This window comes from Dyadobacter chenwenxiniae, assembly GCF_022869785.1.
GTDB lineage: Bacteria > Bacteroidota > Bacteroidia > Cytophagales > Spirosomataceae > Dyadobacter > Dyadobacter chenwenxiniae.
In genome coordinates this window covers 96,459-111,349 of record NZ_CP094997.1, presented here as the reverse complement: position 1 = coordinate 111,349, position 14,891 = coordinate 96,459, and the positions used below count along the sequence as shown (strand labels likewise).

Annotated in this window: 13 protein-coding genes; 2 read left to right on the top strand and 11 right to left on the bottom strand. The window is 44.1% G+C overall.

Annotated elements, in window-relative coordinates:
- Positions 1 to 63: 63 nt before the first annotated feature.
- The 4 genes from MUK70_RS00435 to MUK70_RS00420 all read right to left on the bottom strand — a co-directional run bounded on the left by MUK70_RS00435 (position 64) and on the right by MUK70_RS00420 (position 4,966).
- A complete protein-coding gene (locus MUK70_RS00435) occupies positions 64 to 408 on the bottom strand; it encodes a hypothetical protein (RefSeq protein WP_234656719.1) in 345 nt (114 codons plus the stop codon).
- A gap of 98 nt (positions 409 to 506) precedes the next feature.
- Positions 507 to 2,909: a TonB-dependent receptor gene (locus MUK70_RS00430; RefSeq protein ID WP_234656718.1), complete on the bottom strand. Its 2,403-nt coding sequence runs from the start codon at positions 2,907 to 2,909 to the stop codon at positions 507 to 509.
- 304 nt (positions 2,910 to 3,213) lie between these two features.
- The gene (locus MUK70_RS00425; protein ID WP_234656717.1) at positions 3,214 to 4,122 is read right to left on the bottom strand and encodes a helix-turn-helix domain-containing protein; all 909 of its coding nucleotides are present in this window, start codon (positions 4,120 to 4,122) and stop codon (positions 3,214 to 3,216) included.
- Between the two features lie 55 nt (positions 4,123 to 4,177).
- Positions 4,178 to 4,966: an SDR family oxidoreductase gene (locus tag MUK70_RS00420; RefSeq protein WP_234656716.1), complete on the bottom strand. Its 789-nt coding sequence runs from the start codon at positions 4,964 to 4,966 to the stop codon at positions 4,178 to 4,180.
- A gap of 364 nt (positions 4,967 to 5,330) precedes the next feature.
- On the opposite strand from MUK70_RS00420, the gene MUK70_RS00415 reads away from it, so the two are divergent.
- Entirely contained in the window at positions 5,331 to 5,771 is a 441-nt protein-coding gene (locus MUK70_RS00415) for an OsmC family peroxiredoxin (RefSeq protein ID WP_234656715.1), read from the top strand.
- Positions 5,772 to 5,959: 188 nt separating this feature from the next.
- Here the strand turns inward: MUK70_RS00415 and MUK70_RS00410 are convergent, their stop codons facing one another.
- The 3 genes from MUK70_RS00410 to MUK70_RS30770 form a co-directional block, all read right to left on the bottom strand.
- On the bottom strand, positions 5,960 to 6,562 hold the full coding sequence (locus MUK70_RS00410; RefSeq protein ID WP_234656714.1) for a Crp/Fnr family transcriptional regulator: 603 nt from the start codon (positions 6,560 to 6,562) through the stop codon (positions 5,960 to 5,962).
- Between the two features lie 204 nt (positions 6,563 to 6,766).
- A complete protein-coding gene (locus MUK70_RS00405) occupies positions 6,767 to 7,357 on the bottom strand; it encodes a hypothetical protein (protein ID WP_234656713.1) in 591 nt (196 codons plus the stop codon).
- Positions 7,358 to 7,473: 116 nt separating this feature from the next.
- The gene (locus MUK70_RS30770; RefSeq protein ID WP_255716669.1) at positions 7,474 to 7,602 is read right to left on the bottom strand and encodes a hypothetical protein; all 129 of its coding nucleotides are present in this window, start codon (positions 7,600 to 7,602) and stop codon (positions 7,474 to 7,476) included.
- A 59-nt stretch (positions 7,603 to 7,661) separates the two neighbouring features.
- Between MUK70_RS30770 and MUK70_RS00400 the strand changes: the two genes are divergently transcribed.
- Entirely contained in the window at positions 7,662 to 8,048 is a 387-nt protein-coding gene (locus MUK70_RS00400) for a VOC family protein (protein WP_234607201.1), read from the top strand.
- On the opposite strand, the gene MUK70_RS00395 is transcribed toward MUK70_RS00400, so the two are convergent.
- From MUK70_RS00395 to MUK70_RS00380, 4 genes are all read right to left on the bottom strand, one after another.
- Complete coding sequence (locus MUK70_RS00395; protein ID WP_234656712.1) at positions 8,045 to 9,310, bottom strand: DUF1501 domain-containing protein; 1,266 nt, start codon at positions 9,308 to 9,310, stop codon at positions 8,045 to 8,047. The genes MUK70_RS00400 and MUK70_RS00395 overlap by 4 nt on opposite strands.
- Positions 9,311 to 9,317: 7 nt before the next feature.
- Entirely contained in the window at positions 9,318 to 11,210 is a 1,893-nt protein-coding gene (locus tag MUK70_RS00390) for a DUF1800 domain-containing protein (RefSeq protein ID WP_244784601.1), read from the bottom strand.
- Between the two features lie 140 nt (positions 11,211 to 11,350).
- On the bottom strand, positions 11,351 to 12,793 hold the full coding sequence (locus MUK70_RS00385; protein WP_234656710.1) for a purple acid phosphatase family protein: 1,443 nt from the start codon (positions 12,791 to 12,793) through the stop codon (positions 11,351 to 11,353).
- Positions 12,794 to 12,799: 6 nt separating this feature from the next.
- Positions 12,800 to 14,641: a cytochrome-c peroxidase gene (locus tag MUK70_RS00380; protein WP_234656709.1), complete on the bottom strand. Its 1,842-nt coding sequence runs from the start codon at positions 14,639 to 14,641 to the stop codon at positions 12,800 to 12,802.
- Positions 14,642 to 14,891 lie beyond the last annotated feature (250 nt).

Sequence of the window (14,891 nt, the reverse complement as noted above, 5' to 3'; positions counted from 1 at the left end):
CCAGTTCTGCAATAACCAAGTACCAAACTTACCCGGACCGGTGGGTTCATTGGTAGGGTGTTTTTAAAATTTAAATGGATATTTCAACCAGATCAGTATCAATGGTAAGGCCAGGAAGGGGATTTCTATCAAAGCCGTTTTTGTATCTCCTGCCCTCAATGACAAAGCCATGATCAGAACAATGGTAATGGCCGAGCATACATTGCTCAGGAAAAAGGTTTGCGGGAAAAACAATGTCAATCCCAAAATGATTGAAAACATGCTGAAATAGGGCATCATGTTTTGGGTGATGCCTAAGGTTGCCATCATCTTCGCCTGCTCAGGGCCGGGCGGGCGAAACCCATCCCACCCGTGTTTAATGCTAAGAGCTGCTGAAACTAAAATAAGTATTATGCTAATGATTTTCATTTGAAATAGTTGTTAAAGTGTTATTGTTCGAAATTTTCAATTCTTAATACCAATTCGTTTGCAATCCAGCCAGTGAAGGGTTTAGGAATTGGAGATCATTACAGCTCTACCCGGACACCAAACGTGGGAAATACGCCTAAGCCACTGTTAAATACCTTACCCGTTTGCGGTAAAAAAATCTCTGCGTTGACGTTGAATTGGTTGTTGATGTTTGCCAGATCCACAAACGCGGAGAACATGCCTTTTCTCATCGGGACATTATAGTCAACCCGGATATCCAGGCTGACATAATCTGCCAGGCGTCTGCCATTTATGGCTGTAATTTCTTGTGAGTAACGTATCTTACTGGGATCGTTCAGTACATTTTCATGAACAATATACGCATAGATAGGCCGGCCTGTGCTGTATCGGAATTTACCGGAGAATATCCATTTTTCATTGGGTTTGAAGCTGCCCAATAGAGAAAAATTGTGCGGTATATTAAAGGTGTAGTCGTATTCGCCCAAACCGTTGTTGTCGTCCCTTTTGCTTTGCATGTAAGAATAGCTGACCTGTCCATACCATTTTTGCGAAAGCCTTTTTATTACACTGACATCGCCTCCATAAGCATAGCCTGTACCGTTGTTGTTCAGGTAACTCTGGACACGGTTTGGCTGCACAATCAAATCATCAAACTGCTTGTGCCAGCCTTCTACAACCAATTTCAGGTCGCCTGAAAATTGATATTTATAGCCAATGATGTTTTGAAAAGTGCGGTCGTTTTTCAGTGTATTGCCTCCGCTTTGGCCTGCAACATCGGAGTAGGCTGCATCCTGATAATAGATACCTGAGGAAAAATTGATGCTTTGTTTATCACCCAGCAAAACGCTACCACTCAATCGGGGCGATATGGTATGCTGCTCTGTAAAGCCCGTATAATCGTAACGGATACTAGGATTTAGCGTAAAGCCGTTGGCAACCTTCCACGATGCAGCTATATAACCCGAACCGTTGAAAGCGGTTTTCTCAAATGTTGAATTATAAAGCGACGGATCCAAAATCTGGTAGTACTGGCCAGGGCCCGGCCGTGGGTCGGTGCTGCGGAAAGTGTATACTGTATCGGTACGTGTAATGTTTCTTTCGTGATCCAGATTGATCGCCATCGCATCTATACCTGCGGTAACTGTCAGCTTGTCAAAGCGTTTTGTATAAATGGAACGATAGCCTATTTCAGCCTGATTGTTTTTTATCCGACGTAAATCATCCTCATATCTTCCAAATCTCGGGTCGAGTATTACACCTTCTTCATCCAATGATGGGGTGAAATTTCCAAAAGTATTATCAACTGTTGAGGAGCGGAAATAAAGTACATTTTTGATATAACTCTTGCTATCAATCAAAGTCCGCAAATTCAGTCCTACCAAAGTTTTAGTGCTTCTATGATCAAAAAGTATTGTACCCAAGCTGTTATCATCGTTTATATTATAGCCAGATCCAACATCCTCAATGCCCCTGCGTGGCGTTTCAGGATTATACATAGCTATCAATGAGAGCTTATTTTTAGCATTGATTTGTGTTGTCGTTTTAACAAGATAATCGCCAAAACCAACACTTGTAGGGTTTTCCATACTTAACACTCTTTGCAGCAAGCCAAAATTCTGATACCTCGCCGATGCGAAAACACTCGTTTTTTTAGAAATAGGACCATCAGCAAATACAGTTCCTCCCAAGAGATCAAACTGCCCCACAAACGACCAGGTTTCTTTGTTGCCTTCTTTAATGCCAAGACCGAGATAAGACGATGATTTTCTCCCGTATACCGCATCGAAGCCTCCATTTTGAAATTGTACATTATCGATAATTCTAGGAGCAAAAATGCTAAACCTGCCCCCATTGGGGTCATTGAAACCGGAAGAAAACCCTTCGGCTTCCATGTGGGATAAATTAAACATAGGGATATCATCTACCATATACACATTGTCTTGGGTCCCCTGCCCCCTTGCTGCAATAGCAGAATACTGGGCTCCGCTGCTCACCACACCGGGCAAACTTGCCAAAGCCCTCATGATGTCGCCCTGTGCGCCGGGGTTCCGGAAAATTTCTTCTCTTGAAAGAGAAAAAGCCGAAACGGGTGTTAATGGGTTGTTTTCGCCTTTGAATGCTTTAACCGTGGCTTCATTCAAGCTGGCTATTTCTTCCAAAACCTCTATCTCGGTATAGTAAGTTTTACCGGATGTAATGACAATTTCACTAATATGTTTTGTTTGAAAACCTACACATGAGATATTGACTGCATAAGTGCCGGCAGGAATATGATTGATGGCAAATAATCCCGTTGTATCCGTATTGGTCCCCAATTGTGTTTGATCGATTTGGATTGTTGCACCGACAATAGGTTGTTTGGTGGACTGATCTAAAATTTTCCCTTTAAAACTTCCTGCCGTTTGTGCGAAGGATAGTACACTGACCATGCTAAGAAACACGGTTATAACCTGGGTCTTCACCCTACTTTTTGTTTTCATTTGATTCTGATTTGTTGTTAATCCAAAAATTGCAAAGGCACTGATCGACGGGTGTATAAACGCCCTCTATTGGAGTGAAAAGGAAGATTGGTTATTCAAACAATGTTAGGGCTTTATGACGATCAAAATGCCTCCCCGAATGGTACGGGGAGTTATTCTCAAACAACTGTACACTATATTGACATTTTCCTATTACATGCGACCCACTGGGGACGAATGTCACGAGCATTAACTGTTAGACATATACGTCGCCATTATATTCCGGCCATCACAGCATGCTATCCATGCAACCCGACCGACGAAGTCAGTTAAAGGATTGCCTGAATTCCAGCGGGCTTTGTTTTGTCTTTGCCTTAAAGAGCTTATTGAACGATTGCGAATGTTCAAAGCCCAGTTCATAGGCAACTTCGCTCACCGTCAATTCTGTCGTGGATAATTTCTCCTTGGCCTTTTCTACCAGCTTTTCGTGGATATGTTGCTGGGTAGTCTGGCCGGTTAATTGCTTGAGCAAACTGGCTAAGTATTTAGCTGAAACATTAAGTTTCTCCGCAACGTGTTTGACCGTTGGTAATCCCTTTGACACCAGGTCATCGTCATTAAAATATTCGGTCAAAACCGCTTCCATTCGCTCCAAAGTTCTGCTGCTGGTTATTTTTCTGGTAATGAACTGGCGTTCATAAAAACGTTGCGCATAGGTAAGCAGCAGTTCCAGTTGCGCAATGATTACATCCTGACTGAATTTATCAATGTTGGATTTGTATTCGTTTTTGATGTTGGCAATAATGCCGTTGACCAGGGCTTCCTCGTGGTCTGAAAGGAATAACGCCTCATTCGTTGTATATCCAAAATACTCGTACTGCTTAATTTTTTTTGCAAGCGTGGTATTCCATAAAAAATCCGGATGGATAAAGAGCATCCAGCCTTCGAGCTTGTGCGGCACACCATTCTCTTCACCGCGCAAAACCTGCCCGGGAGACATGAAGGCCATCAATCCTTCGTCGAAATCATATTTCTGCTGTCCATAGAATAGTTTGTCACATCCCCTTTTCATTGAGATGACATACAAGTCAAATACGACTGCATCCAGCCCTGTATCATTTTTTAGTCCGGCCAAATCAATGAGGCCTATTAGTGGATGGTATGGTTTTTCCAGGCCCATCAGGCGATGGATTTCCGTAATGGATTGTATCCGGTAGGGTTTCGTATTTTCCATATTACAATGTCATCAATTCAAAGGTCTTGCAGATTACTGATAAAAAACGATCAATTCATTTTAAACTACGGTTTTGTAGCGCTTTGATTTTCTTAAATTCCTGATGTCCATATTTTATCAAAGTCTTTGGAACAAGCCGGCTTGCAAATTTGATCACGCTGATCATCGTTGGTTTAAGCTCTGGCTGATCTTTTAAAAAACCCTTGATTGCAACCCCTACCATCTTGTCAACGTCCATCATCATGCCGGGACTAGGTTTTAACACCCAATCGTTTTGAAGGTTCGTTTTGACACCGGGCGGAATCATTTCAAATACTTTTACATTGGTGTCCTCCAACTGCAAACGCAATGCTTGCGTATAGGCATGAACTCCGGCTTTTGCGGCGCTATATATCGGTGCAGCAGAGTAGGCCATAAATGCGATACCCGATGAGACATTGACAATCGCGGCCGACTTCTTTGTGAGCAGGTGCGGCAAAAACTGGTGCACCATCTGGATGGTCCCGGAAAGATTGGTTGCTATTTCACTGTTGATATTTGCCAGGTCCAATGTCGCGTCCCGGAGGTCAATCAAACGCATAATGCCCGCGTTGTTGATAATGATATTCAGCTCAGGAAATTGCTCGGTGACGTCCTCGTAAAGCTGTTCTATTTCGCGCGGGTTACTAACATCGTTTTGGAATGTATGGATTTTTGGAAATTTGGTCTTCGCTTCTCTGAGGGCATTAAGGTTGCGCCCCGTAACAATGATATTTGCCCCTTGCTGGGTCAGTTGTTTTACTAGTTCCAAACCGATCCCGCTCGTGCCGCCTGTAATCAGTACAGTGCTATTTTTTAATTCCATTTGTCTGATATTTTGTTATTGCAAAGTTCACCAGTCCTCGCAAAACGTCTTTAGCCGAAAGGCTCTATCTTGTAGTCGAAAGGGCGGGTGTTGCGCTACTTTGCTTTTTTAGTATTATCCGGGCTTCTTACCGGCGAAGCAAAAGCGCTGCTCAAACATACCGACTGGACAATATCTGAAATCAGCTATGTTCCTGGCTTTGAAGACCATCACAGGTGCCTCCCAACGAATGGGCTTATCCATGATTTTGCCGGACTTTTGCCAATAAAATTCAAAACAAAAAAGGCCGAATTTAACTTAGGTGAAAAAACAGGCGATCTTTTGAAGGGAACTTTGGGGTAACAAAACCAAAAACAATTAGAAAATGAAAAGATCCGCAAAAGCGCATTGGACGGGCGATTTGAATACCGGTCATGGCCAGTTATCATCAGACAGTGGTGTTCTGGATAAAACACATTATTCATTCAACACCCGTTTTGCAGAGGGCATTGGGACAAACCCAGAGGAGCTTTTGGCAGCTGCACATGCGGGCTGCTTTACTATGGCGCTGGCTTATGCACTGTCTCAAAAAGGAACACCTGCCAATGAGCTGGAAACCAAAGCATCTGTAAGTGTTGACCTGGCCAAAGGTGGTATAACCGGCATAGAACTTACGCTGAATGCCACAGCAATTGATGGTGTGCCGGCCGAGTCATTCCTGGAAATTGCAAATGAATCTAAACAAAACTGCCTTATTTCAAAGGCATTGACCGGTGTAGCAATCAGTCTGAATGTAAATTACGGTGCCTTACAATCGAGCATTTAATTAAATCTAAATGCAGAGTCTGGTCGTATGCCGGGCTCTGTATTTAACTTGCATATATCATGTCCATTGAAACTGGACATAGCCCAAGTGGAACCCTAAAATCATAGAGTAAAAAAGTTATCGGAATATTAACTCTTTGACTTTGAACTTTACTTCTGGACCCGAAGAAAAGAAGTGCTTTAATTGACCTAATTGGTGGTTTCACTGTTTTTTATCCGCTTTCTTATCCGGCTCAATGAGGGATTTGTGATACCTAGAAAAGAAGAAATGTGATAGGCGGGTATCCGCTCTACAATGTTCGGGTGTTCTTCCAGCAGCCTCAGATACCGTTCCTCGTGCGAAAAAAAGACAAATTCCTCTGTCCGCGTCTGGGCATAGGAGAAGAACAATTCCGCCAGCAGCCTTCCGAATTTTGCCCAGTTGGAATTCGTTTCGTATAAACTATTGAGGTCCTTGTAGGAAATAAAAACGATTTCAGAATCTTCCATCGCTTCTATAAAATACCAGCAGGCTTTTCGAGAAATAAAGCTCCTGAAAGAAACGACAAACTGATTTTCTGAAAAGAAAAACAGGTTTTTATCTGTGTCCGTTTTCGGATCATGGTAGTATATACGAAAGATTCCTTTTAAAACTAATCCCAGATCATTGCAGACCATGCTCTGCATATTGAAAAAATCCCCTTTTTTAATTGTCCTAGGTTTCCAGAACGGCCGCCCCTGTTCAATATCCTTGTCTGTAAGCGAAGCGAAACTTCGCAGATGCTGGGCTATAATTTCATTTTTATCACTCATGGCACTTCATTAATGGATACAAAACTGCGGTAGCTAAAAAGCAAAACAGACTATTTTTTTGGCAAAACAAATTTACAAATGCCCTACGGTTTAGGAACTATGTGTACCTGAATAAGTCCGAAATTCAGTGGACAAATGCCATAAAACTGCCGGTATGGGTTGAGGCTTACCGGCAATTGGCTGTTTCAAAGATGTTCTAAAGTCTCAGACAGTGACTGTCGCATGTTTGATTGTTTTACTTAAACGATAGGCGGCCAGCAAGAAGTAAAACGCGCCAAAAGCGGCATAACCAGCCAGGGTATTCACACCTGTACCAGGCGTATGTGCTTTTAGAAAGATGGAGACGCCCGCCAGCATGGATTGACCGCCGCTAATAATCATTGGCCACTGACCGTCCAGTTGTTTGCGTCTGTGCAAGCCTAATATTAGCTGGATCAGCCCGGTCAGGATTGCCCAGGCGCTAAATACGACTAACGCCTCAGCAATACCTTTTTGTAAGGCAATGTACACCGCAATCGTGGTGATGACGCCGATGGCAATGTTCACATATTGCGGTGTCTTGTTGGCAGATGGCGGGTTCGATTTGATATCAAAAAAGGTTGCGATTACATCCCAAGCCGGATAGATGATAAACAGGACCATAGCAACCACAGCATTTGTACCGGCTAAGGTCGTCACCAGCAATATCCATACAATGGAGAATGCAGCGCGTGTAAAATAAAGCGTCCGTAGCGATTTGGCAGTTTCAACAGCCTCATTGGAGAAGGCTATGGCGGATGTGTTGGATGATTTCATGATGTAATATTTTTGCTTTTTGTTAGATCAAAGGTCAATGATAATCACACGCCCGTTTTTCACCTAAGTTAAAAACGCGACTAAAAAACCGGAATTTTTATCAAGACCTGATCAGGTTAAAAGCCGACCTGAATTTCACGGGCGATATCTGGGTTTTTATTTTGAAAGGCCTGCTTAAAGACATATCCGTTTGCTGCAAGCGCTTTTGCGATCTGGAAACTCACGCCCTGATTAGCTGCTGACATACGGTTGTCATTGCCGTTACATAATTTTGAAAAAATGACTAAAACGAAACTTCAATCTCATGAAATTTGCATCCATTCGAATTATCACAGCAGACATTAAACCTCTGATTGCTTTTTATGAAAAGATTACGGGCTTGCCGGTCGTTCAGTACACGGACGATTTTGCAGAATTGCGTACTCCATCCTTCGTATTAGCCATAGGCAGCACGCGCACCCTACAACTTTTTGGAGGAGCGCATCTGGCAGCACCGGCATCCAATCGCTCCGTGATATTGGAGTTTCAAGTAGATGACGTTGACGCAGAATACGATAATCTTAAAGAATACCTAAACGATGATATTGTTCAGACACCAACGACAATGCCCTGGGGAAACCGCTCCATGTTGTTCCGTGATACGGACGGAAACCTCGTGAATTTCTTTACGCCTGCTAACATAGGAGGTTAGCTCCGCATTACATTTATAAATTCACCTGTCCATTCAGGAAACAATATTTTGTTATCGCTTATCCCCAGGTGTTTGTTCGCTACTTCGCTGAATACACTCCTGAAATCGGTGGTAACCATTAAATCTCTTCCGTCTTCCAGATTTTCTATTGCCAGCGGCGCGACTTTGCCATGCACCAATCCACCTTTTACATGATTTCCCAAAATAAAATTGCAGGATGCCCGTCCATGATCAGTTCCACCGGTGCCGTTTTGATGAACGGTGCGCCCGAATTCGGTCATAGTCATAATGATTACATTGTCCTGCATGGCCTCCAAATCTGTCCACAATGCCATCATGCTCCCACTTAAATCGCTGAGATTCCTGGCGAAAATGCCAGTCTGGGTTCCCTGGTTGAAATGCGTATCCCAGCCGCCTGATTCTGCAAAGGCTACTTCTAAACCTACATCCATCTTGATCAGTTGGGCAATTTGTTTTAGAGAGTTTCCCAGGGAAGAAGCAGGATACACCGCGTTATTGGCTGGCTTATAGCTCTTTGAAGCAGTTGTTTGAAGCATCTTCACAGCTTCAAAGCTCTCTTTCCCGGTCTGCTGCAACAAATCCAGCGAAGTTTCGTCATAAAGACTTTCAAAACTTTTTGCCGCCATGTTGGCTCCGGCCTGGTTACCGCGAAGCTGAATATTAAAGTCCCTCAGATTATTTATTGCTACGGCCAGGCTATCACCATATAAAGATCTTGGTAAAGAGGAGGTTAGGCTTACTGCCTGGAATGGAGTTGCTGCCTCGTGGCCAAGCAAACCAGCGGCCCGGTTTAACCATCCGCTGGGTGTGCCCTTCTTAAACGGAGTCCCCGATTCCATATAATCCTGCGCGTCAAAATGCGAACGGGTTGTATTCGGAGACCCTATTCCGTGGACAATGGCCAGTCTGTTATCCCGGAACATGGGTTCAAAACTTCCTAGCGCAGGATGCAGACCAAATCTTCCGTCAAGATCTATCAACGGATTGTTGCTGGTTTTGGCAGCAGACATAAATAATGTTGGCCTGGCAGCTTGAAGATATGGGTCTGTGAAGGGTGTAACTGCCATTAATCCATCCATGGCGCCTCTTTGGAATATGCATATCAAAACCTTTTTACGCTGAAAAATCTTTGGAGATCTAATGTCCGCAGCAGCTTTTGCCAGAAATGGAGGAATGCCACCACTTCCGATGCCAAAGAGCGCAAGCCCTCCGGCCTTTATAAAACCCCTTCTGGTTGTCATGGTGATGTTATTTACGTTGAAACTCGGGAGAACCTATAATGACGCCTACAACCTGAGCCAGCATCGCATCGTTTTTTGCCAAAGGCTTTTCGTTGTTCATCATCATTTCGGGCTGTTCTGTGGAGACCGATTTTTGGGCGGCTTGCTCCACTTTTGTCGCCAGATCGGGTTCATTCAGCATAGGCTTTAATCGCGTGATAGTGTGAGTCAAATCACGCTCGGGCATGATCATTTTCCCATAAGTGACCAAAGCCGCCTCTGCACTTTCAGGTTCGTGATTTTGATTCAGACTTGCCAGATCAATGCTGATTCCCGGGATACGCTGCGAGGCCAATGCCAGCCCAAAATTCATGCGATTCAGTAACGCTCCTGTATTGATCCAGTATTCCGCTTTATCGGGGAAGCCAGTTGGCGCTTGATAATAATACAGCTTTTGGCCCATTTTAGCGATCCAGTTGAACAATTGATATGGTTGACTTATGTCCGCATTCAGTCCTCTAACTGCACTGATTGCCAGTTCAAAAGGAGATTTTGTCTTTTCCCTCAATGCTTCTTTGGACCAGAATTCATCAGAAGAAACCATTGTGATCAAGACTTGGCCAATGTCGCCGTTTTTCGTTTCAAAGGTCTTAACCATTTTATCAACAAGGTTTTGAGAAGGATGGTCATTTACAAAACGAACCGCTATTTTCCGGCAAATGAATTTTGCTGTTGACGGATGATTTGCAAACATTTTCAGGAGTTCAACACCTTCTTCGTATCCGCCGCCAGCAGGAAAATGCCTTCCTAATACTGTCTTTTCCTTGGTGTCGTGGCGATTGGCTGCAAACAAGAAATCGCCTTGATGAACAAATCCGCGCCGTTTAAGCTTGCTTTTGTCTAAATTGTTCAATGATTTTCTTGCAGTCGCGTTATAACCGTTATTATTCATCGGATAAATAGTCCAGCCGGTGAGAACCCGCGCTGCCTGCGTAACATCCTGCTGGGTATATCCGCCATCGACGCCCAGCGTATGCAGCTCCATGACTTCACGCGCATAATTTTCATTTAACCCACGTTTCCTGGGTTTCTTCACCTTTCCATTGGATGTGGTATCATTCTTATCCTCCATCTGCTTGTCAGCGATTCGCCTGGTCCGGTTATCTTTGGCATTATTTATATCTTCTTTAACACCGGTGCTGCTGGAATTATCCAGGTACATCAGCATAGCCGGAGATTGCGCGGTTGCCAGTAACAAATCTTCGAATTTGCCCATCACATTGGGCCGGATCACATCACGTTCATAAGCCGGAATGAATTCTGCGCATTGATTTTTATCAAGCGATACATTGAAATGGTTAAACCAGAAATCGGTCAGTAATTCCTGCAATTGATTACTGGAATAAGCTGCCCGCAGGATTTTTTGATTGATAAACTGTCTGTATAACTCCTTTTGCGGCTTGAAGCCTTTTTCCTGCATGTAGGTGGCCAGCTCACTTTTGTAAGCTTTTTTATTTGTCTTATCTCGCGCAGCCTGATCTATCACGCCCTCTGCAATGGCCATCCGTAAGACCTTGTTTTTCTTGGGATATGTGTTCACAACTTCGGTGTTGCTGAGTTCTAGCGCATTGTAAGCACTAAGCTTCTTGTTCAGCGAATCGTCCGGGAGTCTTGCATACAATTGCCCTGAAAACCATTTTTCCAGACCCATTTCAAGAACAGCTTCCACGTCAGTAGTGCGAGGTCCGAAAGTGAACCGGTTCAAAAGGTGGGCAGCCGCCTGACGCTGGGTTAAGCCGGCTTTTTTGTATGGAAATTTGAAAGGCGGCTGGGCGGTATTTTTATCTGAAAAAGAAGACAACAGCATTGTTCCCAATAAAATAATCAGCGACCCGAACGTGATTTTGCAAACGGTTTTCATACTGCGGACATGATTGTTGATTCACAGAGCTATGACTCACCAGCTGACTGATAGTTTAAGCCGCCTGATGTTTTTATTTGCAAAAAGCGGCCCTGCGTTGTTGCAGAACCGCTTTGCAATCTTTAATAAATCGCGAAAACCTATTTCGTCAGCTTTTTATCCTGCTTCAAGGTTTTTTCTTCGTCTTTTTTGACATCCTTCATCATCGTAAAGTGATCGCCGATCTTTCCATCCGAGCAAATCCATTTCAGATCGAGCCTGTTTCCTTCCACTTCGAGCATCACCGCTCCGCCCACTTCATTGTTTGAATAATACATGGCATTGTGCGGCCAGGTTTCTTTATGTCCGCCCAGTGCGCCCGCCGAACCACTGACAACATATACAGTACCATCGGTTTTGGTTTTGCTTTTCAAATACGGCGCTGAATTTTTGCTGCCATCATACAATGCAGTTGACGAACTGATTTCATACTTTTTAGCATCATAATCCGCTTCTTTTCCGTAGTAGCCTTTGATCAGCTTGGTGCGTTCGTAAACGTGGCTGTGTCCGCAAAGGATCAGGTCTACGCCGCCGTCTTCAAGGGTTTTGATAAAATTTTCCCTGATTTTCACCAACAAAGATTCCTTATCCGAATCGTGTGAGCCCATGGTGTAGGGAGGATGGTGCCAGTAAGCCACAACCCATTGTTTGTTTTGATTCGCTGCCAGATCCTTTTTCACCCATTCCACCTGCTCACCCATTTGGTCATAAATGTGCGTTCCTTTTTTATCAGGACCATAAGAATCCAGAGCCAGGAAGTGAATGTTCGCAATGTCGTACGAATAATAAGATTCCGTGTTGGAAGCAACTCCCCCGGCCTCTCCCTGCGTCGGAAGTGAGAAGTTCTGATAGTAGGCGATCTTGTTCTGATCGTTAGCCGGAGACGAGTTAAAATCGTGGTAATCGTGGTTTCCCGGCACCGGATACAATGGATATTTTTTCAGCAAATTGTCTTTGTAAAGATTAAAGAACTTGGCTTGAAATTCTGCGTCGGTTCCATCGGAGTAGGCATTATCCCCCATTAAAATCCAGGCATTCAAATATTTATCACCTAAATAATTCACAACCTGATCCCTCACAGATCGCTGGTTGATCGAATTATTTCCGCAGTCGCCAAATCCGGCTATGCGCACCAATTGCTCACTGCCTGTCTCAGGGAATGTATAAAAGTAGTTTTCCTCGTCACCTTGCAACGTCGTGTCCGCCAGGTTACCCACTGTATAAAAATACTTTGTGGAAGGTTTGAGGTCTTTCAAGGTTATAATGTGCTCGTTTACCAACGAGGAATCGTCTGTACGCATATTTAGACTATCGCTTGACAAGCCGTATTTCACGCGGCTGCGGTCGTACACATTGGTTCTCCAACGAACGGTCATGCTGGTGGGTGTGGCCATTTGCAGATACGGGCCGCGCAATAAATCGGCCTGAATTCCCATTAATGGACCTTTTTTCTTGGCAACAGGTTTTTTTACGGGCTGCGTTTCCTGCGCAATAGCCAGAATGGGGAGAAGTAATGTGAGCAATAAAAGTTTAACTTTTTTCATGTTTGATTAATTTGGGAAATTCTGATTTTCTGGTTTTGAATCGGTTAAGGATTCCAGGAATAGGATAATGTCTTCGGTTTCAGGTTCTGAGAGATTCAATGGTTTGGAAGATAATGTCTGTTCTTCCACTTCCAGCGCCAAACTTCTGCCGCCACCTTTGTTGTAAAAATCCATGACTTTGGCCAAAGATTGGAACGAACCATTGTGCATGTAAGGCGCCGTTTTGGCCGAATTCCGGACGGTCGGCGTTTTGAATGCGCCTTTGTAGTAACGCATCTTGTACAAATCAAAACGGCCCAGATCTATGTCTAATTCCGGTTTTTCGAAATCATCGGTAGCCGTAACGCCCAGTACTTCCACTTCCGAAATGTCAAAAAGCGGCGGAAGCAGCGAATTAAAAAACGGTGGAAAATGGCAGGTGCCACATTGCGCTTTGCCCATAAAAAGGTTGAAGCCGTTCACCTGCCGGTCTGTTAATGCAGTCTGATCGCCCGCGATATACTGGTCAAATGGTGAATCCATCGGGCCGAGTTGCTTTATAAAAGCCGCCAGCGCCTCAGAAGCTTCATTGATTCCCAATTCTTGGACATTTTTGCCCGGGAATGAAGCGTTGATCAGCTTTTTATACTTGTCTTTTTGCAACACATTTCCACTCAATGCTTCTGCATTCCCATTCATTTCCAATGGGTTAAGAAACACATTGTGGATCTGATCTTGCAGGTTCGCAACGCGACCGTCCCAGAATTGCGAATGCTGCCAGCCTGCATACATTAATGTTGGCGTGTTCCGCCTCAGCACGGAATCGCGAACCATCGATGGGCTTTTTTGTAACTGGTCTGCAAAATAATTTCCAGGTTGGTGGCAAGTTGCACAGCTCGTAGATGCGTCCCCAGAGAGTGATTTATCAAAAAATAATGTTCTCCCGAGGTCCACCAGTGCCATTTTTTGCATGGAATCGCCTCTATGATCATCCCAGCTTTTGAGCGCATTTTTACTATAAATGTGTGGTGCTTCATAATTCAGGTGTGATGTTGTATTGATCACCAAGTCTAGCCTGGAAACAAACGCACCAAATTCCTTTTGCATAGGCAGGGCAAACTGAGTCAGATACTCCATTCTGTTAAAGGAATCGAAATCCTGGTGGGCTTTTAAATAGTTTTGAGAGTTACTGATTAAAAGTGCCAGTGACTTGCTATGATCGGGATTTGCTTCAAAATACGGTTTCAGAGCATTCTGTAAAGCATTAGTCGCTTCCAATGTTTCAGTAATTCCGGTTTTTAACATTGGCGCATCATAACCTGAAATATACAATGTCGTGATGCGTATCAGCTCAATCCGCACACTTTCCAGAATTTGCGCATCATTGATTTTGATACCAAAAAGCAACGAATGCATGTCCCTGGCGGAAGTTAGCATTGCCTCTGATTGTATAAGCAGATCGCTTTTACCGGCAAGCACATCGTCCTCAAAAAGTAACGCCTCGATCTGCTGCAAACCCATCGGCTCCACCAATTCCAATGTCGGTTCTTCTACCTCAAACTTCGGCGCACCATTATAAAAGCGTGTCTCACTCGCAAAAAAGTAGGACGTAAAAAACGCAATGCGCTTGTAGCTGCGACGACAATCTTTCAAAGCATTTCGAGCACTAATAATGGAAGCAGAATCTGCATTCAGGCCCTCAATAGCCTCATATAATTGTTCATTTGCAATAACAAAATCATCCACTCCCATCTCAAAATTGCGCAATGCATCGTCAACCCCAATTGAAGAATCCCCCGGCGTACTGACTTTCAGAGAAAGGAATACGAAGCTCAAAAAGGCGATGATAATTGCGATTGTTTTCTTCATGCTTTAATTTAAATAATGAGCCAACCTTGTCACACTGAACTAACCTTGTCACACTGAGCCGCCCGGAACTAACTTTGTCACACTGAGCGGAGTCGAAGTGCATGCACAATGTCGCTCACCGTGCGAGTAACGACCTTCGGCTCCGCTCAGGCTGACAATGAGAGCGGCCGTGTCTCACTGAGCGGACGGGGCCGCCCGGCGGTCGAAGTGCATGCACAATGCCGCTCAATGTGACAACGTCAACTCCTCC

Excerpts from the sequence above, each read along its gene's own strand:
- MUK70_RS00435 (WP_234656719.1), bottom strand. The coding sequence starts at position 408 with ATGAAAATCATTAGCATAATACTTATTTTAGTTTCAGCAGCTCTTAGC.
- MUK70_RS00430 (WP_234656718.1), bottom strand. The coding sequence starts at position 2,909 with ATGAAAACAAAAAGTAGGGTGAAGACCCAGGTTATAACCGTGTTTCTT.
- MUK70_RS00425 (WP_234656717.1), bottom strand. The coding sequence starts at position 4,122 with ATGGAAAATACGAAACCCTACCGGATACAATCCATTACGGAAATCCAT.
- MUK70_RS00420 (WP_234656716.1), bottom strand. The coding sequence starts at position 4,966 with ATGGAATTAAAAAATAGCACTGTACTGATTACAGGCGGCACGAGCGGG.
- MUK70_RS00415 (WP_234656715.1), top strand. The coding sequence starts at position 5,331 with ATGAAAAGATCCGCAAAAGCGCATTGGACGGGCGATTTGAATACCGGT.
- MUK70_RS00410 (WP_234656714.1), bottom strand. The coding sequence starts at position 6,562 with ATGAGTGATAAAAATGAAATTATAGCCCAGCATCTGCGAAGTTTCGCT.
- MUK70_RS00405 (WP_234656713.1), bottom strand. The coding sequence starts at position 7,357 with ATGAAATCATCCAACACATCCGCCATAGCCTTCTCCAATGAGGCTGTT.
- MUK70_RS30770 (WP_255716669.1), bottom strand. The coding sequence starts at position 7,602 with ATGTCAGCAGCTAATCAGGGCGTGAGTTTCCAGATCGCAAAAGCGCTT.
- MUK70_RS00400 (WP_234607201.1), top strand. The coding sequence starts at position 7,662 with ATGAAATTTGCATCCATTCGAATTATCACAGCAGACATTAAACCTCTG.
- MUK70_RS00395 (WP_234656712.1), bottom strand. The coding sequence starts at position 9,310 with ATGACAACCAGAAGGGGTTTTATAAAGGCCGGAGGGCTTGCGCTCTTT.
- MUK70_RS00390 (WP_244784601.1), bottom strand. The coding sequence starts at position 11,210 with ATGAAAACCGTTTGCAAAATCACGTTCGGGTCGCTGATTATTTTATTG.
- MUK70_RS00385 (WP_234656710.1), bottom strand. The coding sequence starts at position 12,793 with ATGAAAAAAGTTAAACTTTTATTGCTCACATTACTTCTCCCCATTCTG.
- MUK70_RS00380 (WP_234656709.1), bottom strand. The coding sequence starts at position 14,641 with ATGAAGAAAACAATCGCAATTATCATCGCCTTTTTGAGCTTCGTATTC.